Origin of the sequence: Acinetobacter sp. YH12072 (assembly GCF_013419565.1) — a bacterium.
Classification (GTDB): domain Bacteria; phylum Pseudomonadota; class Gammaproteobacteria; order Pseudomonadales; family Moraxellaceae; genus Acinetobacter.
The window spans coordinates 156,361-178,100 of the sequence record NZ_VOZV01000002.1 but is presented as its reverse complement, the minus strand read 5'-3'; the positions used below and the strand labels follow the sequence as shown (position 1 = coordinate 178,100).

General features: G+C 44.0%; 21 protein-coding genes and 1 pseudogene. 11 read left to right on the top strand and 11 right to left on the bottom strand.

What is annotated here, in order from left to right; all coding sequences use genetic code 11:
- Nucleotides 1-33: 33 nt before the first annotated feature.
- The gene (locus FTU19_RS02030; protein ID WP_373684918.1) at nt 34-465 is read right to left on the bottom strand and encodes a GNAT family N-acetyltransferase; all 432 of its coding nucleotides are present in this window, start codon (nt 463-465) and stop codon (nt 34-36) included.
- Between the two features lie 138 nt (nt 466-603).
- On the opposite strand from FTU19_RS02030, the gene FTU19_RS02025 reads away from it, so the two are divergent.
- The 3 genes and pseudogenes from FTU19_RS02025 to FTU19_RS02015 all read left to right on the top strand — a co-directional run.
- On the top strand, nt 604-1,542 hold the full coding sequence (locus FTU19_RS02025) for a cation diffusion facilitator family transporter (protein WP_180010954.1): 939 nt from the start codon (nt 604-606) through the stop codon (nt 1,540-1,542).
- Between the two features lie 411 nt (nt 1,543-1,953).
- Nucleotides 1,954-3,009 carry an MBL fold metallo-hydrolase gene (locus FTU19_RS02020; protein WP_034704696.1) on the top strand — a complete coding sequence of 352 codons (1,056 nt, stop codon included), beginning with the start codon at nt 1,954-1,956 and terminating at the stop codon, nt 3,007-3,009.
- A gap of 84 nt (nt 3,010-3,093) precedes the next feature.
- Nucleotides 3,094-3,213 (top strand): annotated as a pseudogene (locus tag FTU19_RS02015) (catalase-peroxidase 2); the annotation flags it as partial.
- Nucleotides 3,214-3,357: 144 nt separating this feature from the next.
- Here FTU19_RS02015 and FTU19_RS02010 read toward each other — a convergent pair.
- The gene (locus FTU19_RS02010) at nt 3,358-4,878 is read right to left on the bottom strand and encodes a catalase (RefSeq protein WP_180010952.1); all 1,521 of its coding nucleotides are present in this window, start codon (nt 4,876-4,878) and stop codon (nt 3,358-3,360) included.
- 637 nt (nt 4,879-5,515) lie between these two features.
- On the opposite strand from FTU19_RS02010, the gene FTU19_RS02005 reads away from it, so the two are divergent.
- Entirely contained in the window at nt 5,516-5,692 is a 177-nt protein-coding gene (locus tag FTU19_RS02005) for a hypothetical protein (RefSeq protein ID WP_004781833.1), read from the top strand.
- Here FTU19_RS02005 and FTU19_RS02000 read toward each other — a convergent pair.
- From FTU19_RS02000 to FTU19_RS01990, 3 genes are all read right to left on the bottom strand, one after another.
- Entirely contained in the window at nt 5,689-6,189 is a 501-nt protein-coding gene (locus FTU19_RS02000; protein ID WP_166138117.1) for a hypothetical protein, read from the bottom strand. The genes FTU19_RS02005 and FTU19_RS02000 overlap by 4 nt on opposite strands.
- A 42-nt stretch (nt 6,190-6,231) precedes the next feature.
- A complete protein-coding gene (gene ptsP, locus FTU19_RS01995) occupies nt 6,232-8,529 on the bottom strand; it encodes a phosphoenolpyruvate--protein phosphotransferase (RefSeq protein WP_034702391.1) in 2,298 nt (765 codons plus the stop codon).
- A gap of 91 nt (nt 8,530-8,620) precedes the next feature.
- Nucleotides 8,621-9,103 (bottom strand): RNA pyrophosphohydrolase, encoded by a 483-nt coding sequence (locus FTU19_RS01990; RefSeq protein WP_004781838.1) that lies wholly within the window; start codon nt 9,101-9,103, stop codon nt 8,621-8,623.
- A gap of 182 nt (nt 9,104-9,285) precedes the next feature.
- Here FTU19_RS01990 and FTU19_RS01985 point away from each other — a divergent pair, with 182 nt between their 5' ends.
- A complete protein-coding gene (locus tag FTU19_RS01985; protein ID WP_166138120.1) occupies nt 9,286-9,936 on the top strand; it encodes an HAD family phosphatase in 651 nt (216 codons plus the stop codon).
- Nucleotides 9,937-10,092: 156 nt separating this feature from the next.
- The gene (locus FTU19_RS01980) at nt 10,093-10,344 is read left to right on the top strand and encodes a DUF2789 domain-containing protein (protein WP_005232362.1); all 252 of its coding nucleotides are present in this window, start codon (nt 10,093-10,095) and stop codon (nt 10,342-10,344) included.
- A gap of 43 nt (nt 10,345-10,387) precedes the next feature.
- Here FTU19_RS01980 and ovoA read toward each other — a convergent pair whose 3' ends face one another.
- From ovoA to FTU19_RS01965, 3 genes are all read right to left on the bottom strand, one after another.
- Nucleotides 10,388-12,511: a 5-histidylcysteine sulfoxide synthase gene (gene ovoA / locus FTU19_RS01975; RefSeq protein WP_257218446.1), complete on the bottom strand. Its 2,124-nt coding sequence runs from the start codon at nt 12,509-12,511 to the stop codon at nt 10,388-10,390.
- Between the two features lie 217 nt (nt 12,512-12,728).
- Entirely contained in the window at nt 12,729-13,598 is an 870-nt protein-coding gene (locus FTU19_RS01970) for a LysR family transcriptional regulator (RefSeq protein WP_004781845.1), read from the bottom strand.
- 185 nt (nt 13,599-13,783) lie between these two features.
- Nucleotides 13,784-14,020 carry a DUF2061 domain-containing protein gene (locus FTU19_RS01965; protein ID WP_159123642.1) on the bottom strand — a complete coding sequence of 79 codons (237 nt, stop codon included), beginning with the start codon at nt 14,018-14,020 and terminating at the stop codon, nt 13,784-13,786.
- A gap of 262 nt (nt 14,021-14,282) precedes the next feature.
- Between FTU19_RS01965 and leuC the strand changes: the two genes are divergently transcribed.
- From leuC to leuB, 4 genes are all read left to right on the top strand, one after another.
- Nucleotides 14,283-15,716, top strand: a complete 1,434-nt coding sequence (leuC, locus tag FTU19_RS01960) for a 3-isopropylmalate dehydratase large subunit (RefSeq protein ID WP_180010945.1) — start codon at nt 14,283-14,285, stop codon at nt 15,714-15,716.
- Between the two features lie 21 nt (nt 15,717-15,737).
- Nucleotides 15,738-16,388, top strand: a complete 651-nt coding sequence (gene leuD, locus FTU19_RS01955; protein WP_005232352.1) for a 3-isopropylmalate dehydratase small subunit — start codon at nt 15,738-15,740, stop codon at nt 16,386-16,388.
- 88 nt (nt 16,389-16,476) lie between these two features.
- A complete protein-coding gene (locus tag FTU19_RS01950; protein ID WP_179992832.1) occupies nt 16,477-17,040 on the top strand; it encodes a hypothetical protein in 564 nt (187 codons plus the stop codon).
- A 41-nt stretch (nt 17,041-17,081) separates the two neighbouring features.
- Complete coding sequence (gene leuB, locus FTU19_RS01945) at nt 17,082-18,161, top strand: 3-isopropylmalate dehydrogenase (RefSeq protein ID WP_180010943.1); 1,080 nt, start codon at nt 17,082-17,084, stop codon at nt 18,159-18,161.
- Between the two features lie 63 nt (nt 18,162-18,224).
- Here leuB and FTU19_RS01940 read toward each other — a convergent pair whose 3' ends face one another.
- Both FTU19_RS01940 and infA read right to left on the bottom strand, forming a co-directional pair.
- A complete protein-coding gene (locus FTU19_RS01940; RefSeq protein WP_159123639.1) occupies nt 18,225-18,638 on the bottom strand; it encodes a hypothetical protein in 414 nt (137 codons plus the stop codon).
- A gap of 718 nt (nt 18,639-19,356) precedes the next feature.
- The gene (gene infA, locus FTU19_RS01935) at nt 19,357-19,578 is read right to left on the bottom strand and encodes a translation initiation factor IF-1 (protein ID WP_001284370.1); all 222 of its coding nucleotides are present in this window, start codon (nt 19,576-19,578) and stop codon (nt 19,357-19,359) included.
- A gap of 231 nt (nt 19,579-19,809) precedes the next feature.
- On the opposite strand from infA, the gene FTU19_RS01930 reads away from it, so the two are divergent.
- On the top strand, nt 19,810-20,817 hold the full coding sequence (locus tag FTU19_RS01930) for an AraC family transcriptional regulator (protein WP_004781856.1): 1,008 nt from the start codon (nt 19,810-19,812) through the stop codon (nt 20,815-20,817).
- Between the two features lie 108 nt (nt 20,818-20,925).
- Here FTU19_RS01930 and truA read toward each other — a convergent pair whose 3' ends face one another.
- A complete protein-coding gene (truA, locus tag FTU19_RS01925; protein WP_159123637.1) occupies nt 20,926-21,723 on the bottom strand; it encodes a tRNA pseudouridine(38-40) synthase TruA in 798 nt (265 codons plus the stop codon).
- Nucleotides 21,724-21,740: the final 17 nt, after the last annotated feature.

Genomic DNA, 21,740 nt, shown 5'->3' with positions numbered 1-21,740 from the left:
TTCAGACCTAAAAGGAAGCTTTGGCTTCCTTTTTTATTTTTGCAGTTTTAGATGCAGAATTGGGTAGGGATTACCTTCAGCATCGGTTTCTGAACGGCTGATCATCTCGAAACCATGTTTTAAATAGAAAGCAGTCGCATCAGGATTCTGCTCATTCACATCGACTTCAGTCACACCTAGAGCAAGCGCATGTTGTAATAACTGGCTGCCTATGCCTTTTCTAAATGCCGCAGGAGAGACAAACAGCATTTCCAGTTTGTTGCCTGCAATGCCCATAAAACCCAGAATCTGCTGCTGATGTTCCACATGGAACAATTGCACGTGGGTGAAATAATTATGATCAATAATCTGCTGACGGATCTTCAGGACCTGCTCGTTATTCAGGAAGTGATGCGAAGCCCGGACGGACTGCTCCCACAGTTCTAGGAGCTGAGGATGCCGATCGGCAGAAGTATGGACAATCACAGCTATGAAGATTCCGATTAAAAATGAGAACAACAAAACAATAAACAATTTATCGCAGCAGTTTATTAAGATGCAAAGAGATAAAATGAAAAATCAAATAGATCCATCTGTTTGAGAAAAAAATTAGGACAAATTTGAATGTCGTCTGAATCGAATAAAATTGTGGTATATGCAGCGCTGTTTGGTAATCTGGCAATCGCGCTGGTGAAATTTGTCGCAGCCTATATCACCAACAGTTCTGCCATGCTGAGTGAGGCGATTCACTCGGTTGTTGATACACTGAATGAAATTCTGCTGCTGTATGGTATGAAAAAGGCTGAGCAGCGCCCTGATGCCTTGCATCCTTTCGGCTATGGACGTGAACTGTACTTCTGGGCCTTTATCGTGGCCTTGATGGTCTTTGCACTGGGTGCCATTGTGTCGATCTATCAGGGCATCCAGCACATTATTCATCCTGAAGAAATGCAGGATCCGATGATCAACTACGTGGTGCTCGGTATTGCCATTCTATGTGAAGGTTTTTCATGGTTTGTCGCATTGAAAACATTCCGAAAAATGAAAGGGAAAATGGGCTATTTTGAAGCCTTTAGACGCAGCAAAGATCCGACCACCTTTACCGTGTTATTTGAAGATACAGCTGCATTGATCGGTCTGTTTATTGCCTTGACCGGGATTTTCCTGGCTCATCAACTGAATATTCCTGAGCTGGATGGTGCCGCCTCTATTCTGATTGGTGTTGTATTGGCGGTATCAGCCTGGTTACTGGGACGTGAAACCAAAGGCCTATTACTGGGAGAAACAGCAGATCCTAGACTGCGTGAAAATGTACTTAACATTGCTCAGCAGGATGCTGCGGTCTATAGCGCCAATGGTGTACTCACCGAGCAGATGGGCGCGCATCAGGTGATTGCCTCCTTAAGTCTGGAATTTAAAGATGATCTTACTTCTGATGAAATCGAAGCTTGCGTCAACCGGATTGAAGCGCAGATCAAACAGCTACACCCTGAAATTATTACTCTGTTTGTGAAACCTCAAACCAAAGCGGTATGGCTGGAACGGACCCAAGGTCGTATTTGAGGAAGTGAAGATTTCAGCAGATAACTTTCGTCGGATAGTCAGGAGGGCATCAAGCGTGATTACATGAATACGGGATAAAAATTTAGGTCATGAAATCATGTACAGTCAGGTATGGAGTGAGAATTATCGGATGAATATCGATCATTCTCCTGTCTTTTTAGAAAGAAGAATGGACACAAACTTGATCTCGAGTATTCATTTTTTTAGAAGCTTTTCATCGGTTTTAGTCTTTCCATGGGCTCGATGTTTTGCTAAAAATAACAAAAACATAAATGAATCTTAGGCACGTATTTCATACTATGCTGAAATACCGAAGTATATAAGTTTGTATGCGATTTAAAGAGATGCTCCGTTTGAAAATTCCAGGTGGATGCTGTCTTGCATATAACAAATAATAAATAGTGGATATTTATGCAAGATCTTTTCAAGACTAAAAAATTTCAGCTTGAGACTGAGTCCAGTTGGAAACATCTCTGGTCCAAGCCAGTATTTGATTATCTACATTCCGATCATTTTGATGGTGAGCGGTTTAAGAATCTGGAGCATCATTCGCTCGAGCAGAGTCGCTTTGACTTGTATAAATGGTTATTCACCAGAAAATCCAGAACTTGGGAAGTAAATCTGGAACAGGAACGTGCCGAGTTTTTTTCACGTCCGCGTGCTTTACCACAAAATCGGCCGGAAGCCACTTTAGATGACTGGCAAATCTGGTTTATTGGGCATGCTACCGCTCTGATCCAGATCGGGCCGTATAATTTTCTGACTGATCCGGTCTGGTGTGAATATGCCAGTCCTTCTGCATCCCGAGGGCCACAGCGCGTCATTCCTGCTGGCATTGCCCTGGATGAGCTGCCGCATATTGATGCCGTATTGCTCAGCCATAACCATTATGATCATATGGATCTGGCGACCTTGGCCTGGCTGCATCAGACCTATCAAATGCCGATCTATACCGGCCTTGGTAATGGCTGGTACCTGCCTAAAGACTATAATGTCATTGAAATGGACTGGTGGGAAAATGCATTTTTTGAAGATATCCAGATTGTCTATTCGCCAGCACAGCACGCTTCAGGACGTGGAATGCGTGACCAGAACTGCGCATTATGGGGCGGTTTTTCCTTATTGAATGGCAAGGATCATTGCTATTTTGCTGGGGATAGCGGCTATGCGCCGCATTTCAAGGAAATTCGTAAACGCCTTGGGCCACCACGAATTGCGCTGTTGCCGATCGGTGCCTATGAACCACGTGAACTGATGCGCAATATTCACATGAATCCGGAAGATGCTTTCCATGCCCATCAGGACTTAATGGCACGTTGTTCAATGGCAATTCATTATCGGACCTTCCAGCTCACTGATGAAGCACGTGACCAGCCTGAAAATGAACTGCAGCATATTATCCAGCATTCATCCAAGCTGATTAACCCGTTTTACTGTATTCGTGAAGGCAAACGGATTATTGTCTAAGGGCTTAAGATCACTCCTGTATAACGATTGAGTCGTTAGCTAGCATATAGAGTAGCTCTCATTTGTATAGGATTAAATCCTATGCTGAAGGGTACAGGTGCCAATCGTGGTGGAAACAAGCATGGCATACTGACTGATCGGGTGGGTATGTTGAGCAATGATTTCTTCGTGAATCTGATGGATATGAAAAAGATCTGGGTACCGGTAGAAGAACCTTTTTGAAATCCGTGACCGTCAAACACATGACCTGAAATGAACTGCAATTCATATTCCTAATGCTTTAATTTAACACCAATAAAAAAACCACCCTCGGGTGGTTTTTTATTCGCTCAGTTCAAGCTAAAAAACTTAGAGAAAGCTTGGTAGGCCTTTAGCTGGATCAGTTGCTCGAGCCATCTGGGCATCAGCTACGCTCATCCCAAGAGCTTGAGCAATACCTTCACCATAGGCGGGATCACAGGCATAACAGTTACGGATATGACGGTACTTGATGAAATCAAGCGCATCACCCATTGCGGCTGCGGTATTATTAAATAGAGCCTGTTTCTGCTCATCATTCATCAGGTTGAACAGGGCACGTGGCTGGCTGAAGTAGTCATTATCATCTTTGTGATAATCCCAGAAATCTGCATCACCCGTGATTTTGAGGGGGGGCTCTCTGAATTCTGGCTGTTCCTGCCACTGGCTGAAACTGTTCGGCTCATAATGCGGCAATGAACCATAGTTGCCATCCATACGGCCCAAACCATCACGGTGATTTGAATGTACCGGGCAACGTGCGGCATTGACCGGAATCTGGGCATGATTCACACCTACACGGTAACGCGCTGCATCAGCATAATTGACCAAACGTGCCTGTAGCATGCGATCCGGTGAATAGCTGATACCTGGTACCAGATTGCTTGGCGCAAAAGCGGCTTGTTCTACGTCCTGGAAATAGTTTTCCGGATTACGGTTGAGTTCGAATTCACCTACTTCAATTAGTGGATAATCGCCTTTCGGCCAGACTTTGGTCAGGTCAAACGGGTGATAAGGCACTTTCTCGGCATCTGTTTCAGGCATGATCTGAACGTACATTTTCCATTTCGGATAATCGCCACGTTCGATTGCATCAAACAGGTCGGTTTGACTGCTTTCACGGTCTTTAGCAATTAGCTCTGCTGCCTCAGCATCAGTCAGGTTTTTGATGCCTTGCTGGGTACGCATATGGAATTTTACCCAGAAGCGTTCATTTTGGGCATTAATAAAACTGTAGGTATGGCTACCGAAACCGTGCATATGACGGTAACCAGCCGGAATCCCACGATCGGACATTACGATGGTAACTTGATGTAGTGCTTCCGGCAATAAAGTCCAGAAATCCCAGTTATTGGTGGCGCTACGTTTATTGGTTTTCGGATCACGTTTTACTGCTTTGTTTAAGTCAGGAAATTTACGTGGATCACGCAGGAAGAATACCGGTGTATTGTTACCGACTAGGTCCCAGTTCCCTTCTTCGGTATAGAATTTCAGGGCAAAACCACGAATGTCACGTTCTGCATCAGCTGCACCGCGTTCACCGGCGACGGTCGAAAAACGGGCAAAGAGTTCGGTTTTTTTACCGACTTCCGAGAAAATTTTTGCACGGGTATATTCAGTAATGTCATTGGTTACGGTAAAGGTACCAAATGCACCTGAACCTTTTGCGTGCATACGGCGCTCAGGAATCACTTCACGAACAAAGTTAGCCAGTTTTTCATTCAGCCATAAATCTTGGGCCAGCAATGGGCCACGGCTACCTGCCGTCATACTGTTCTGGTTGTCGACTACAGGTGCGCCAGCTTCAGTAGTCAGATGGGTGACAGGGCACTTTTTCATATCTTGGCTCATATTTCTCTCCAAGCGTTGAGAATTTTATTCGTTATTCCAGCATTCAAAAAAATCATCTATAAGCGCAGGAATAACATTAGGGGCTTTATTTCCAACAGATTTTTAATTAAGTGAGTTGTTGAATTGGGTGTTTTGGCAATAAGTTTGGTTTTTCTGTAACTTCAGAAAATACTGCCTAAATGAATAAAAATTAAGTCATTGAAAATAAATAATCTAATTTGAACATAAGATATTTCTAGAAATGTGACAATGTTAAAATATGCAAATTTTTCACTCAGTTTAAAATGATTAAGTAAGAAAATCAGAATTTAAGATGTCTTCTCTAAGTCAGAAAAATGCTTCAATATCTCTTTTAGATTTCATTAGGTTTTATTAAATATTTATTAAGTTATTAATTTTATAAATATTTTTTAAATAGAAAGATTTAAGGATTAAAATTCAAGGATTAAACAGGTAGTTAAATCAGCATTCTCTTGCTCACAATTTTCTGATTTTTACAGCAAGAATATCTACCAAATTATCTATTTTCTGGAAAATATTTAAGTCCTGATCTGCTTGAAAATTGGCCAGTCGCCCTTATAATCATTTCACATCCCGAGCGGATCATTTCCTTAGTCCAAATTAAACAGAGAGCAAGATGGCAAAGAAAAAAGCTGTAGAGGCAGTCATGCCAAACTTCGTGGCCAAACATATGCATGAAGTCAATAAAAGCCAGGTTTTTGTAGACCGGAAGAAAAATGCAAAACGTGGTTATACCAAGCACAAACAAGGGCGATATCAACAAGATGATCGCCCTTTTTTATGGGCGGCTTAGGGCGGCCAGGAAGAAGTGGATCTGCTTTGGACAGGAGCTGACTTTAAGGGATTCTGGAGGGTATAGTGAAAAGATGAATTTCTTTTCGAAGAATGCGGTGAAGTCCGCCGGGTGGTTGAAGAAGCTTCTTCGGGAAACATATTTTGAAAAAAACGGGGCAGGGTCGCAGAACTCGAAGATCTATTTGGATCAGCATCAGCCATAGGCCGGGTTTGCTGAAAACTGGCAAATTTTCCTAGCTGTTGCCGATACAGTTTTGCCGCAATGACCGATGGATCATTCTTGCCTAAACGCCGTTGCTGGGTACGAGAAATTTCAATTCCCCATAAGGGACAGGCTTTAGGACGTTCAGTTTCACGGATATACTGATGACTGGTACTTGTGTTATTACGACCACGAGAAGATGTATATCTGGATTTTTGCGAACGTAAGGCCGGTGCAACAATAATAAAATAAAACGCTGCAGCCAGCATAAGCAGGATAAGCACAAATTCCATAAGTACCTCGACAGATGCAGAGGAACCTGGAAAAGTTCCTCCTTAAGCGCTGACCATACGGGTGGTGGATTTCACCATATCTCCTAAACCATGTGTTCTAAAATAATGCTCCATCCAGCTTTTTACCATGAGTGGATTGTCCAGTTTTAGTACATGTTTGAGTAATTCCTGTGCATCAGGCATCGGTACATGACAAATCGTTTTTCGGACTCTCAAAATATTGCTAGAACTCATGGACAGGGTATTGAATCCCATGGCCATTAATAGTACGGCCGATAGAGGATCACCGGCCATTTCACCACAGATACTGATCGGTTTGTTATTACGGTGACAATCCTCTACCAGACGGGTCAGGGCACGCAGGATCGCTGGATGTAAGTGTGAATAGACATTGGCCACACGTGGATTATTCCGGTCTACAGCAAGTAAATATTGGGTCAAATCGTTAGAACCGACCGAGAAGAAATCGACCAGTTCAGAAAATTCATCAATCTGATGCAGTACGCTTGGTACTTCGACCATAATTCCGATTTGCGGTTTGGTAATTTTGACCTGCTCTTCTTCCTGAACGGCATAATGATCACGCTCTAACAGATACAGTGCTTCTTCAACTTCACTGACACTGGTCACCATCGGCAACAGGATATGCAGATTGTTCAGGCCAATACTGGCTTTTAGCATGGCGCGAATCTGTGAAGAAAAGATTTCAGGATGATCCAGCGTGAAACGAATTCCGCGCCAGCCCAATGCTGAATTTTCTTCCTCAATCGAGAAATATGGCAGGTCTTTATCTGCACCAATATCCAGCGTTCGCATGACTACCGGTTTATTGGCAAAGTGACTCAGTTGCTGCCGGTAAATGGCTCGCTGTTCCTCTTCGCCCGGGAAGCGGTCACGTAGCATGAACGGGATTTCCGAACGGTATAGGCCAACACCTTTGGCACCACGCTGTACACCACGAACCACATCAATCATCAGGCCGGTATTTACAAACAGACGTACAGCGGTACCATCTGGCGTAATTGCATCTTTGGTCTCGTATTGACGTAGATCTTTGGCAATCTGTTCTTCTTCTTTCTGAATTTCTTTATAGCGGGTACGCAGACGACGTGGTGGATTGATAAAGATACGGCCCTGATGCGCATCGACAATCATCTCGACGTCATCCAGGGTATTGATTGGCAGTTCAGTCACACCCACGACAGTCGGAATACCGAGTGCGCGTGCCACAATCACCATATGTGAATTCATGGCACCTTCAGTGGTGACAATCGCTGCAATCTTATCGACAGGCAATTCTACCAGTGCAGCCGTTGAAATTTCTTCACCAATCAGGATGCTTTCATCGGTCAGTTCGCGATGGCTTTCATCGGCTTCCTGCAACTTGGCCAGAATACGGCGACCCAGATCTTTCAGATCAGCGACACGTTCACGCAGGTAATCATCTTCCATCTGGGCAAACTGCGCCACATGGTTATCAATTACGATCCGAACCGCACCTTGCGCCCAGTGGCCATCACGAATCAGTGCTTTAATCTCCGATGGTAGCGCATTTTCATCCAGCATACGCAGGAACACACTGAACAAAGCACGTTCTTCGGCCATCAGCGCATCCTGCATCTTGTCATCCAGGAACTGAATTTCTTCACGTACCGAATTTAAGGCATTATCCAGCAAAGCCAGTTCTTCGCTAATATCATCCGCTTCACGATCCGGAACAGCGCCCAGATCTGCAGGTGGATAAAGCACAATGGCACGGCCGAGTGCAATACCGCCAGAACCCGATACGCCCTGGAAGGTTTTATATGCCGGTAAATTATTTGGCTTGCGGAATACATCAATATTGCCGACTGCATGGGCGTGAGCGATTACGCCCGAAAGCTGGGCACATAGCGTAACCAGGAACGATTCAGCCGCTTCACTAAAATCCTGGGATTCTTTATTTTGGACCACCAGTACGCCCATGACCTTACGGCGGTACATGACCGGAACGCCCAGAAAGGAATTATAAATTTCTTCGCCCGTTTCCGGTAAATACAGGAAACGATCATGCTTAGGGGCATTGTCGAGGTTAACGATTTCCTCACGCTGACCCACCAGACCAACCAGACCTTCACCGGTATGTAGAGACACATGACCGACAGCTTCAGGCTTCAGGCCTTTAGATGCCATCAACAGATAGCGCTGGTTGCGTTCATCGAGCAGATAAATGGAGCAGACATCCACATGCATGGCCTCGGCCACCTGATTGACCATAATATCGAGTGATTCATGCAAACTGGCAGACGCATTAATCTCTTGGACAATGCGTCTCAGGGTATCCAGTTGCATATTCGACATGGGAGCTGCTCCGTATTTTTTTAGAAGTCCGGTAATTTAGTTTATTTATAACAATAGCCGAGCAAAAAATCTGCACATGCACGCGATTTTTTTAAGGTTTTTGTTGTGGTAATTGCTGACAGAGTTCAATCATGGCCTTGCGATAAACATCGCGTTTAAAATTCACCACTTGGCCTAATGGATACCAGTAACTGACCCATTGCCATTGATCAAATTCGGGCGGATCGGACAGATCAAGTTGAATGTTCTGTACGGGCGCCGTCAGTTTGAGTAAAAACCACTTCTGTTTTTGACCGATACATACCGGATCTGAATCCGTGCGAATGTATCGATACGGCAAACGATAACGCAACCATCCTTTGGTCTGCGCGATAATCTGGACGTGTTCAGGCAGTAAGCCAACTTCTTCTCTCAGCTCACGATAAAGTGCCTGCTCAGGGGTTTCTCCATATTGGATACCTCCTTGTGGAAATTGCCATGCATTATGACCAATGCGTTTTGCCCATAAAACCTGTCCAGCATCGTTTGCCAAAATGATCCCGACATTCGGTCGGAAACCTTCTGAGTCGATCATTTGGCTACCTAAAATTGTTTAATTTATGCCTTTGCTTTCGGGGAATATTATTTCTTTATCCAACTCGAAAAAAAGCAAAGTTTAAAAATGTTAAAATTGCTATGATCTTAACGAATTTCTATCGACTAGCGGAGATAGATTTACAATTTTTTTCTTAAATTTCAGTTTTTACGAGTATTTTCATGAAATTGGCGCTATTTGATCTCGATCACACCCTGTTAAACACCGATTCGGATCATTCCTGGGGGGAATTCCTGGTCAATGAAGGCCTGGTGGATCCCGTTCATCACCGCGCCATGAATGACAAGTTCTATGAGGACTATAAAAAGGGTCAACTGGATCCCTATGCCTATAATGAATTTGTGTTCCAGTTTTTGACCCAACATGACCATGATTATCTGACCGAATTACATCAACTGTTCATGCAAAAAGTCATTCGCCCCCAGATGCGTCTGGAAGGTTTTAAAGCGATTCAGCGCCATAAAGATGCAGGGCATGAAATTGTAGGCATTACTGCAACTTCGGACTTTATTACTGCACCGATTTTCCGTGAGTTTGGGATTACTGAAATTATTGCCACCAATGCTGAAGTCGTTGATGGTAAATATACCGGTAAGGTGACCAATATTGCCTGCTATCAACAAGGTAAACTGACCCGTCTGGAACAATGGCTGGCAGGTCGTGACGTGACCGAGTCTTGGGCCTATTCAGATTCAATCAATGACCGTTTTCTGCTGGAATATGCCGATCATGCCATTGCCGTAAATCCGGATGATCGTCTGGAAGCATTGGCCAAAGAACAGGGCTGGGAAATTCAGGACTGGTCGATTTAAGCAATTCTTTTGATTTAATCAGGCACAACTTCGGTTGTGCTTTTTTATAAGCAGAATAGGGTACTTTTTGACATGCCCGTTGCTGAATAAACATGCTATGCTCAGAATAAATAAAGCAAGTCGACAATAACGATAGCAAGCGCTGAGGTAATGAAAATGACCCAAGTTAGACCACGTATGACTCATCTATTTGCACAGTTAGGTCTGGATTCGAGTGCAGAAGGGATTGCCCAATTTATTCATGAGCATCAATTACCCAAAGATGTAAACCTGATGGAGGCGCCGTATTGGTCAGATGCACAGCGCCAGTTCCTGGCTGAAAAAATTGCTTCAGATGGAGAATGGGCCATTGTGGTGGATCAGCTCAATGAATCTCTGCATGAGGATGCCACTAGCGGAATTGAGTAGTGAACAAAAAGCCAATCAACTGATTGGCTTTTTTATTTTGGAATTATCGTACCCTTTTCCATAAAGTTATTTGGGACAGGGTATGTTGATATTTACGCGCTGTTTCTCGGATCACAAAAGGCACATCCACAGGTTCGTCCAGCATTTCAAAATGTGGGCTGAGTAAAGCTTTGATGCCCTCTAAGGTACTCAGGTTTTCTCCCGCCTGCTTAAATCCGCCGATCCATTCACTGCGTGCTGTATGTTCTTCCAGCCAGGTATAAGGCGAGGCCAGCATCAGGATGCCGCCCATATTCAGGCGATTATGAATTTCACTTAGAAAAGCTTTAGGATGATGCAGACGATCAATCAGGTTGGCTGCCAGAATGAAATCATAATCTTTGAATTGCGGTTTCATATTGCAGGCATCGGCCTGATAAAACTCGACCTTATTGGCAACCTGTTCAAGTTCAAGTTCTGCCAGTGAGCAGGATTTATATTCCACCAGTTCGCCCTCAACAGGAATGCTATAGCGCAGGGTTTCGCCTTGGGCCAGCACCACACCTTGCTGAATAAAACGGGCTGAAAAATCCAGACCTGTGACCTGATCAAAATCCTGAGCCAGTTCAAAGCTGGCGCGCCCGGTTGCACACCCGATATCCAGCGCTTTATAGCATGGAATGTTTTGAAAATAAGGACGGGCCAGTTGAATGAGGCTTTGGGCAAAGTTTGGAACAGCAAAATATTCCGCCCCATACTGGAATTCCAGATATTGGGAAATCAGCTGATCGCTTTCATATTGAGAGTGAAACTGCGGTGATGTCTCTTCCGCGGCAACATAGCGAAAACCGGCATGCTGGAAAAAATGTCGCCGGAACGCATAGCGTGAACTGTGCAGGGCTTCATTGCCAGCTGAAATCCAGGAACCGCCTTTAATCAGATGATGTTGGCCATCGAAGGTCGGGGTACTAAAATCATCATAGAAAGGATGGACTTGAAAGCCTTCGAAAGGATAAATCGGGGTCTCGGTCCATTGCCAGACATTGCCCTGAACATCATAAAAATCGCCATGCTGAAAATGATCCACCGGAAAAGAGTTAGGGCCATATTTTAATTCAATATTGGCTTGCTCAGGACTTGGTAATTTTGGATCCAGTCCTGAAACTGCATACAATCGATACCATTCATCCTCAGTGGGCAGACGAATGGATTCTCCGGTCTGTGTTGATTTCCAGTTACAGAAAGCTTTGGCTTCATGATAATTCACTTCGACTGGCCAGTCCCAAGGCATTGGAACTTCTTCCAGCATCAGTCTTAAGGACCAACCCAGTTCCGTTTTGACCCAGAAGGTAGGATGTGTGGCTTGAGAAAATGCTAACCATTGCTGGCCCTCTTCAGTCCAGTAGTCAGCTGTCTGATAACCTTCTGCTTCAACAAAGGCTAAAAACTCCTGATTGGACACCAGATATTTAGAGGCTTCGAATTCTGCAATTTCGGCATGATGGTGGCCGTATTCATTGTCCCAGCCATAAAAAGCATGTTCGAAATTTTTATGTAAATTGACCTGACCTGCCGGTACCTTTACCAGACTATTTTCAGGCGCAATACCGGTAATGACATTGGCACGCCACTGCGGATGATTCTGTACATAACGTAACTGATGCTGGCGAATTAAAACTGAAGAGGTTTCCAGATGAATCCGTTCATGCTCAATGCCCATGATGATGGTCCACCAGGGATTGTGCCAGTTCAATGGAAGTTGTAGCGGCGCATGTTCTATCACTTTCAAGACCAGGGCACGCACCTGATGCCGGTAATCACGTACCGCCTGAATGCTAGGCCAGTGATAGTTCTGTTCATCCAGATCATCCCAGCTCATTTCATCTACACCAATCGCGAAGATACTTTCCAGATGCGGATTTAAACGTTCCGGGATCAGTTGAGCCAGCAACAGCTTATTGATAAAAAAAGTGGCAGTATGACCAAAATAAAAGATCAGTGGATGACGTAAGGCAATCGGTTTGTCATAAAAGGCTTCTTCATTTTTCAGACAGTCAAACAGTTGCTCATAGGTGTCAAAGGTATTTAGAAAATAATCACGTAATACGGCACGCGCTGTCGGTTCATCTTCAAAATCAAGGTTGGGAGTCGGGTGTAGCGTTGGTTTAAGCGGTTTCCATAAACCCATTTCTTCGAGCAGGTCATGAGAAGAAGATAATAAAGTTTTGGAATCAGAAGATTTGATCTGCATTCTGTGCTTCCTTGAATACGTTTTAATTTTTCATCTTCAGGAAAATGAATTTGATACTTTTAAAAGTACTTGAAAGGAAGCAACTGATGCGATGTATTTAGGTAACAAAATGCTGCATCGATATCGATGCAGCAGAGAAATGTGAAAATTAATTTTAAATTGACGGGCCTTGCATCAGTTGAACCAATGCTTCAGCCGCCTTCGATTGAGTACGACCCGGATGCCAGACCATACCGAGCTGACGGTTCATTTCCAGATTCAGATCCAGTTCTTGCAGGTCATGGTTGACCAGGGTTTTGGGCAAGACTGACCAGCCTAAACCAATCGAAACCAGCATCCGGATGGATTCAAGCGGGTTATTGCTCATGGTCGTTTTCGGCTTGATGCCCTGCTTTTCAAACTCGGCCATCGTAATCTGCGTAGTATAGGTCTGCGCAGAAGGCAGCAGGCTTGGGTAATTCACCAGATCTTCAAGAGACAGGTTTTTTTGCTGAGCCAGTGGATGGAATGGTGCGACCACAAAAACCAGAGGATCATTCCAGATAGTGACATATTTTAGGCGTTCATCACCATGCGGTGGCAAGGTCAGGAAAGCCAGTTCCAGATCACCAGCAATGACCTGTTCATGCGCCTGTTCAGAATCTACAAAATGTACATCTAGCGTCACATTTGGATATTGCTGTACATATTCACGCAGATGGCTCGGTAAATGATGCAGGCCAATATGATGGCTGGTGCCAATTTTCAGTTTGCCTTGGACCTGACCTTGTTCATGACTCAGGGTGTAGTGAATATCACCCAATTCGTTCAGCCAGTTTTTTACCTTAGGCAGCAGGGAATGTGCCGCATGAGTGGCCTGAACACCACGGCCCGCAGATTCAAATAATTTCACCCCAAAATATTCTTCCAGACTGTGAATACGTTTGGTCACAGCCGGTTGGGTAATAAAAAGCTGATCTGCAGCCAAAGAAATCGAACCTGTTTCCATGACTTTTACAAAGGCTTCAAAAGCTGCGAGATTCATCTTGATCACCTATAAAGTTTTTTTATGCTTAAGTTTATTATTGTAATAATTTAAGAATAAATCAAAGTAAAAATATAGAACTATTGGTTTAATGTTGAATTAATACACATTTTTAAATGTTTTATTTTATGTCATAAAAAAAGCCACCGAGGGTAGGTGGCTCAAAGAGGAAGATCGACAAAAAATTATGCGGTGATTTCCTCATCCTGTTGCTGGCTTTTTGCTTCCCAGATTTTCTCGTGGAAGAAGAAAGCAACTGCCTGTACAGTCGGTTCTAATAAACTCAAGGCAATCGCCATGGTTAAACTGCCTGTGACAAAATAGCCCACTAACATCGCGACAGTGATGTGCATGATGTAATAGCTAAATGTCTTTTTGAACATGCGCTGATTGTTGTCTACGAAACGTTGAATATGTGCCATGTGGATCTTCCTCAAAACAAATGATCTGTGCCGATGAGGAAATAATAATAATTCTCATTTAATTTGTAAAAACGAATATTTTTAATAAAACGATCGGAAAATTAGATTTATAAAAAGAGAGCTAAACCATGATTTAATTTAAGTTTTAAAAGATTCCAAAAAGTTTTTTAACTAATAAAAATGATAAATTAGATTTATGTGAATGCAGCGATATAATCAAAATTAGCGAAAGAATTTACCCAGTCCAGTGGAGCACATCGACATGGCAGGCGAGACCCAAACAGCAAAAACATTATACGATAAGTTATGGGATGACCATTTAGTAAAACAACGAGATGATGGTTCAGCTCTACTTTATATCGACCGTCATTTATTGCATGAAGTGACTTCGCCACAAGCCTTTGAAGGCTTACAACTTGCTGGCCGTAAGCCATGGCGTTTAAGTGCCAATATTGCGACACCTGACCATAACGTACCGACCTCTAAAAAAGAGCGTGAGCAGGGCGTGGCTGGGATTGAAGATGATACTTCACGTATCCAGGTACAAACCCTGGATGATAACTGTAAGACGTTCGATATTGTTGAATTTGATATTAACGATATTCGTCAAGGCATCGCGCACGTTGTTGGTCCTGAGCAAGGCTTAACCTTGCCAGGTATGACCGTTGTATGTGGTGACTCACATACTGCAACACATGGTGCATTTGGCTGCTTGGCACACGGGATTGGAACATCAGAAGTTGAACATGTATTGGCAACCCAATGCCTGGTTCAGAAGAAAATGAAAAATATGTTGGTACGCGTTGACGGTAAATTGGGTCAAGGCGTAACACCGAAAGATGTGGTTTTAGCCATTATCGGTAAAATCGGAACTGCAGGCGGTACAGGTCACGCGATTGAATTTGGTGGTCAGGTGTTCCGTGACATGTCGATTGAAGGCCGTATGACCGTGTGTAACATGGCAATCGAAGCGGGTGCACGTGTCGGTATGGTCGCAGTCGATGAAAAAACCATTGAGTATGTTAAAGACCGTCCATATGCACCGAAAGGCGAGCAATGGGATCAGGCGGTTGCGTACTGGAAGACCTTGCACTCCGACGAAGGTGCTCACTTCGATACAGTTGTAGTGTTACAAGGTGAAGAAATTGAACCGCAAGTGTCTTGGGGGACTTCTCCTGAGATGGTGATTCCGGTGTCTCAAGCGGTTCCAACTTTGGAACAGGCCAAAGATGATGTACAGCGCAATGACTGGAACCGTGCTTATCAATATATGGGCTTAACTGCAGGTCAGCCTTTAGCAGATATTCAGTTAGACCGTGTATTCATCGGTTCTTGCACCAACTCACGTATCGAAGATATTCGTGCTGCGGCTGAAGTAATCAAAGGCCGTAAAGTGGCTTCTAGCATTAAGCAGGCCATGGTCGTTCCGGGTTCGGGTTTAGTGAAACAGCAGGCAGAATCTGAAGGTTTGGACAAAGTCTTTATCGAAGCTGGTTTTGAATGGCGTGAACCAGGTTGTTCAATGTGCTTGGCAATGAATGCTGACAAATTGCAGCCAGGCGAACATTGCGCCTCAACTTCAAACCGTAACTTTGAAGGTCGTCAAGGTAATGGTGGTCGTACCCACTTGGTGAGCCCAGCCATGGCGGCGGCGGCGGCGATTGCCGGTCACTTTGTTGATGTCCGTTCATTTTAATTGGTACGCAGGAGCAGAAATATGAAAGCTTATACCGTTGAACAAGGTATTGTTGCACCCTTAGACCGTGCCAATGTCGATACAGATTTAATTATTCCAAAACAGTTTTTGAAATCGATCAAACGTACTGGTTTCGGTGAAAACCTGTTTGATGAATTGCGTTATTTGGATGAAGGTTATCCGGGTCAGGATAACTCGGTTCGTCCGATTAACCCGGACTTCGTGTTAAACCAGCCACGTTATCAAGGTGCATCCATCTTAATTTCTCGTGCTAACTTTGGTTGCGGTTCAAGCCGTGAGCATGCGCCGTGGGCATTGAATGAATACGGTTTCCGTACTGTGATTGCACCAAGCTTTGCTGATATTTTCTTTAATAACTGTTTTAAAAATGGCATGTTGCCGGTGATCTTGCCGGAAGAAACGGTTGATCAGTTATTTAAAGAATGTGCAGCAGCTGAAGGTTATCAGCTAACGATTGATCTGGAAGCGCAGGAAGTTCGTACACCAAATGGCGAAAGTTTCAAGTTTGAAGTGGACCCATTCCGTAAGCATTGTTTGTTAAATGGTTTGGATGATATTGGCTTAACTTTGCAGGCGGCAGATGATATTCGGGCCTATGAAGAAAAAACCAAACAATCACGCCCATGGGTATTTGCTGAAATTCATTCATAAAACAGCAAAAATTGTCATGGCATGACTGCGAAGGCCTTGCTAATATCAGAAGATTATTAATTTTTTTTGATAGGTTAATACAGACATCATGGCAACGTATTGGAAACAGTGGCTTGCTCTAAGTGCAGTATCAGTGCTGATGACCGCGTGTCAGAGCATTGATACCTTCAAACTTAAACACGCCAAAGAAGATGCAGAAAGCAAATCCAATGCCTTGATTTATTGTGCAGGCACACCGGATTGTCAGTTTGAACGTTTAAATCGGACCATGATTGTGGATGAGGCCACCAAGCGAATCAGCCCAGAAGCGCTGGATCAGCGTCTGGTTCGTTTGCAGGCCAAAAACCTGAAACAGGATAATCCAATTTATTTATCTGTGCCGGAAGGGCAGCATGAACTGGTGGTGCGTTTCTATCCGATTAGCAAGGATAAGGCCGAAACCTTACATCTGTTCCAGCAGTTTAATGCGAATAAACGCTATACCCTGAAAATGTTCCGTGACCGAAATGCACGTAGCACCAGTTTATTAAATGCCTCTGCACCTGATCCATTGTGTGTGGACCTGTTGCAAGAGCAGAAAGTGATTCGTCGTTTTTGCAAACCTTATAATGTCATCAATGGCATTGCAGAGTTTGTAGAAAAAAAAATTTAACTTAGTCAGGTGGATGCCTGACCTTATAAATGGAAAAGCTCATGTCTAAACAAATTTTGATTTTAGCTGGTGACGGTATTGGCCCTGAGATTGTAAAAGCCGCAGAACAGGTGCTTACACGAGTTAATGAAAAATTCAATCTGGGTTTAACATGGGAACAAGGTCTTTTAGGCGGTGCTGCGATTGATGCACATGGTTCACCTTACCCAGACGTAACGTCTGAACAGGCGAAAAAAGCAGACGCGATTCTGCTCGGTGCTGTAGGCGGTCCAAAATGGGATACGATTGAGCGTTCAATCCGTCCAGAACGTGGCCTGTTAAAATTACGTAGTGAATTGAATCTGTTCGCAAACTTGCGTCCAGCGATTCTTTATCCGCAATTGGCTGATGCTTCTAGCCTGAAACCGGAAATTGTCTCTGGTCTGGATATCCTGATCGTACGTGAATTGACTGGTGGTATTTACTTCGGTCAACCACGCGGGATCCGTGAACTGGAAAATGGCGAAAAACAAGGTTTCAACACTGACGTTTATGCAGAGTCTGAAATCAAGCGTATTGCCAAAGTTGCGTTCGAACTTGCTGGTCTGCGTGGCGGTAAAGTATGTTCAGTTGATAAAGCCAATGTGCTTGAAGTGACTGAGCTTTGGAAACAGACCGTGACTGCAATGAAAGAAGAGCAATATCCAAATATTAACCTGTCTCATATGTATGTAGACAATGCTGCGATGCAATTAGTACGTGCGCCTAAACAGTTTGACGTGATCGTAACGTCTAACCTGTTCGGTGACATCCTGTCTGATGAAGCTGCAATGCTGACTGGTTCAATCGGTATGTTGCCATCAGCATCATTGGATGAAAATGGTAAGGGTATGTATGAACCTTGCCATGGTTCTGCACCAGATATCGCAGGTCAAAACCTGGCAAACCCATTGGCAACCATTCTGTCGGTAGCCATGATGCTGCGTTATACCTTCCGTGAAGAAGCTGCAGCTAAAGCGATTGAAGATGCGGTAGGTAATGTTTTAGACCAAGGTCTGCGTACTGCTGACATCATGTCTGAAGGCATGACTAAAGTGGGTACTGTGGAAATGGGTCAGGCAGTGGTAACTGCATTGAACTAAGTTACACATTAGTTCCACGTAAAAAACGCAGCCTTGAGCTGCGTTTTTTACGACTGATTTTGATTAACAGGTTCGACCCGAAAGGCTGACAGAAGTTGCAATATTGTCTTTGAGCAAAAAGGTAATCTTGCATTGCAAATTCACATCATAACCTGATGCAGGACTCACAGTGACTGGAACCGGAACTGTGCCAGTACCTGCTGCCGGAAACTGGGCAATCGGTAAGGGAACGGTCACAGGACGTTCCACGACATAGCTGAGCTGTTGGGAGCTGAGCTCAGGTTCACTGATTTGCTGATAACCCAAACGTTTCAGATCTAAATTGCGATCAATATACTGGCTACTCTGCCCAATAAATTGCTGTAAATAAGTTTCACGGTCAGTCTGGCTGATCGTAGGTGTTTGTGCACACCCTGACAGACCGAGCAACAGGATGCTCAAGCCCAATACCAGAGAAGTACCTTTGCTTAACAACATCACATCACTCCTACTCAAGGAACGCTTAAAAACAGTGTAGTAGCAAAGTGTGAGAGGAACTGTTGTAATTTATTATTAGGCAAGACAGGATCAATCAGGCAGTTAGCTGTAGCTGTCAAATTCAAGACAACTTAGAACGCTCTTATATCCACTTTAAAATGAATAAAACGCAAAAATAAGTCTTAACAGGCACGTCCGCTATATTGCACGGATTGAGCAATCCCTTGTTCTAGCTGAAAATGAATCTGACAGGGCATTTCAACCTGATAACCCGGGCCGGGTGCAGTTGCGAGTCGTACAGGGGCATCTATACTGACACTTTGCTGAATGGCCGGTGTTCCCAGCGGAAGTTCAATGGTGCGAAGTACGGTATAACTCAGACATTTTTCCGTTTGTACAGGTGCTTTTGAGGTCTTAAAACCGAGTGCAGTTAAATCCAGATCCTTGCGAATCGACTCTGCAGATTGGCCGATATATTGCTATAACTGCTGATCTATTTGTCGTAATTTTGTCGAATTGGTAGTGGCGCAGGCAGTCAGGCTGATTCCTAGGATCAGAGAAAGCAAGATTTTTTGCATGAATGATTCACTGTTTTTATTAGAGGAAAAATAGAAATTATTATCTTCGAATGCAGTATAGGGAATGTGCAGGGGAGTTGATATAAAAGAAAAGGCAATAAAAAAGCCACTGGATAAGTGGCTTTTGCTTCCGCTAAAACTTAGCGCGCACGGTATGTGATACGACCCTTAGTCAAATCATAAGGAGTCATTTCGACCTTCACGCTATCGCCAGTCAAAATACGAATATAGTGTTTACGCATTTTACCAGAAATATGGGCAATTACTTCGTGACCGTTTTCTAAACGTACACGGAACATAGTATTAGGAAGCGTCTCGGTGACAACGCCTTCGAACTCGATGAGTTCCTCTTTATTGGCCATAGCCTACCTGAATGAATAAATTGGAAAGGCGCAAATTATAGTCAATTTTTTCGCAAAACACAAGGTGTAACGGGCGTTAGACTGATCATCTGTCAGTAAAATAAGCGAAGTGTGAGTTTAAACTTTTTAACTAAAAAGCGTGTGGTATCTGTTGTCAGTTTGGTCAATCACAGTTAATCTAATTTCAATCTTTTTAAGTATAAATGAAGTACATACAAGGAAGGTTTTTGAGTGAGTCAGCTAACGGATGCATCAGTCGTATTGCGTTTAGGCTATCAGGCGATTCGTCGTGCAGGTTTGCCAACAGAAGAACTTCTGACAAAAGCAGGAGTCGCTTTAAATCAGGTGGAGACCAATGACCGTACTCCGCTTAGTGCTCAGTATGCCTTCTGGGTTGCCGCAGAAGAGGTCAGTAAGGACCCGGATATCGGATTGCATCTGGGTGAACATTTGCCGCTCTATCGCGGACAGGTGATCGAGCATCTGTTTATTTCATCAGAGAATTTTGGTGAAGGCTTGAAACGTGCACTGGCTTATCAGCGTCTGATCAGTGATGCCTTTCATGCCAAGCTGGTGGTCGAAGATGATCGCTGCTATCTGACCAATGGTGAACAGCCTTTTGCTGAAAGTCTGGTCAATCGTCACTTTACCGAATGTGCGATGTCAGGTGTGTTGCGTTTCTTTAAATTTATTACTGAAGGCCGTTTTGAACCGATCTATATCGATTTCAATTTTTCCAAAGGCGCGGCAGATGAAGAATATTTCCGGGTTTATGAATGTCCGGTAAGTCTGGGCCAGAAAGAAACCCGTTTGTATTTTGATCCCAGTATTCTGGATTTCCCGCTTTGGCAGGCAGAGCCGGAACTGTTGCAGCTACATGAACAGCTGGCAATTGAAAAATTACAGGAACTGGCTCGTTACGATTTAGTCGGGGAAGTGCGTCGGGCTATTGGCTCTACTTTAGAAAGTGGTGAAACAACGCTAGAAACTGTAGCCGCTCAACTGAATATTACTCCACGCCGTTTACGTACCCAGCTCAGTGAGGCTAATACCAGTTTCCAGCAGATTCTGTCTGATTATCGCTGTCGTCTGGCTAAACGTCTATTGGCGAGTACCAATGAAAGTGTGGAGCGGATTGTTTATCTGACTGGATTCTCGGAGCCAAGTACTTTTTACCGTGCGTTTAAACGCTGGACCAATGAAACACCGGTTGAATATCGAAAGCGGAAACAACGTTAATCTTTAAAATCTAAAATCCTCCCCCAACCCCTCCTTTAATAAAGGAGAGGAGTTCCTCCCTTTTTCAAAGGGAGGTTAGGAGGGATTTAAAAATTAAAAATAATTAGCTTATTCCGGCATATTTAACCAGTATGGACCCAAAGGTACTTTGGGTAGGTCAAAATACTCTGGATATTCAGCCTGGATAAAATACAGACCGTCCGGTGGTGCGGTAACACCGGCTGCTTTACGATCTTCTGCTGCAAAAATATGGTCAATATGGTCAACCCCATACATGCCTTGGCCGATTTCCAGCAAACAGCCCATGATATTGCGTACCATATGATGCAGGAAGCCATCCGCCTGAATATCTAGAATCAGATAAGGCCCATGCTGGATCAGGCGGCAGTGACGGACGTGACGTACCGGCTGATTGGACTGGCAGGCTGCTGCACGGAAACTCTCAAAGTTATGTGTGCCTTCAAACTTTGCAGCCGCTTCAATCATCTTTTTGACATCAAGTGGATAGTAAATATGAGTGACCTGTTTATGCAGCAAGGCAGGGCGTACCGGATAGTTATAGACAATATAACGATAACGGCGTGCCTGTGCTTTAAAGCGTGCATGGAAGCCATCATCCATCTCCTTGATCCATTGGATTGAGATATCCTTAGGTAACTGGCTATTTGAGCCCATTAACCAGCCTCGTTCAGAACGCAAGGCATGGGTATCAAAATGTGCGACCATATTGGTCGCATGCACGCCGGCATCGGTTCGGCCTGCACCATGCAGAATAATCGGTTCATCGGCAATTTTACTGAGAACCTTCTCGATGGTTTCCTGAACACTGATTACGCCCGGTTGTTGAGTCTGCCAACCTCGATAATTCGTTCCACAAAACTCAATTCCCACCGCAAAACGCTGCATAATGACCTCGAAACCTG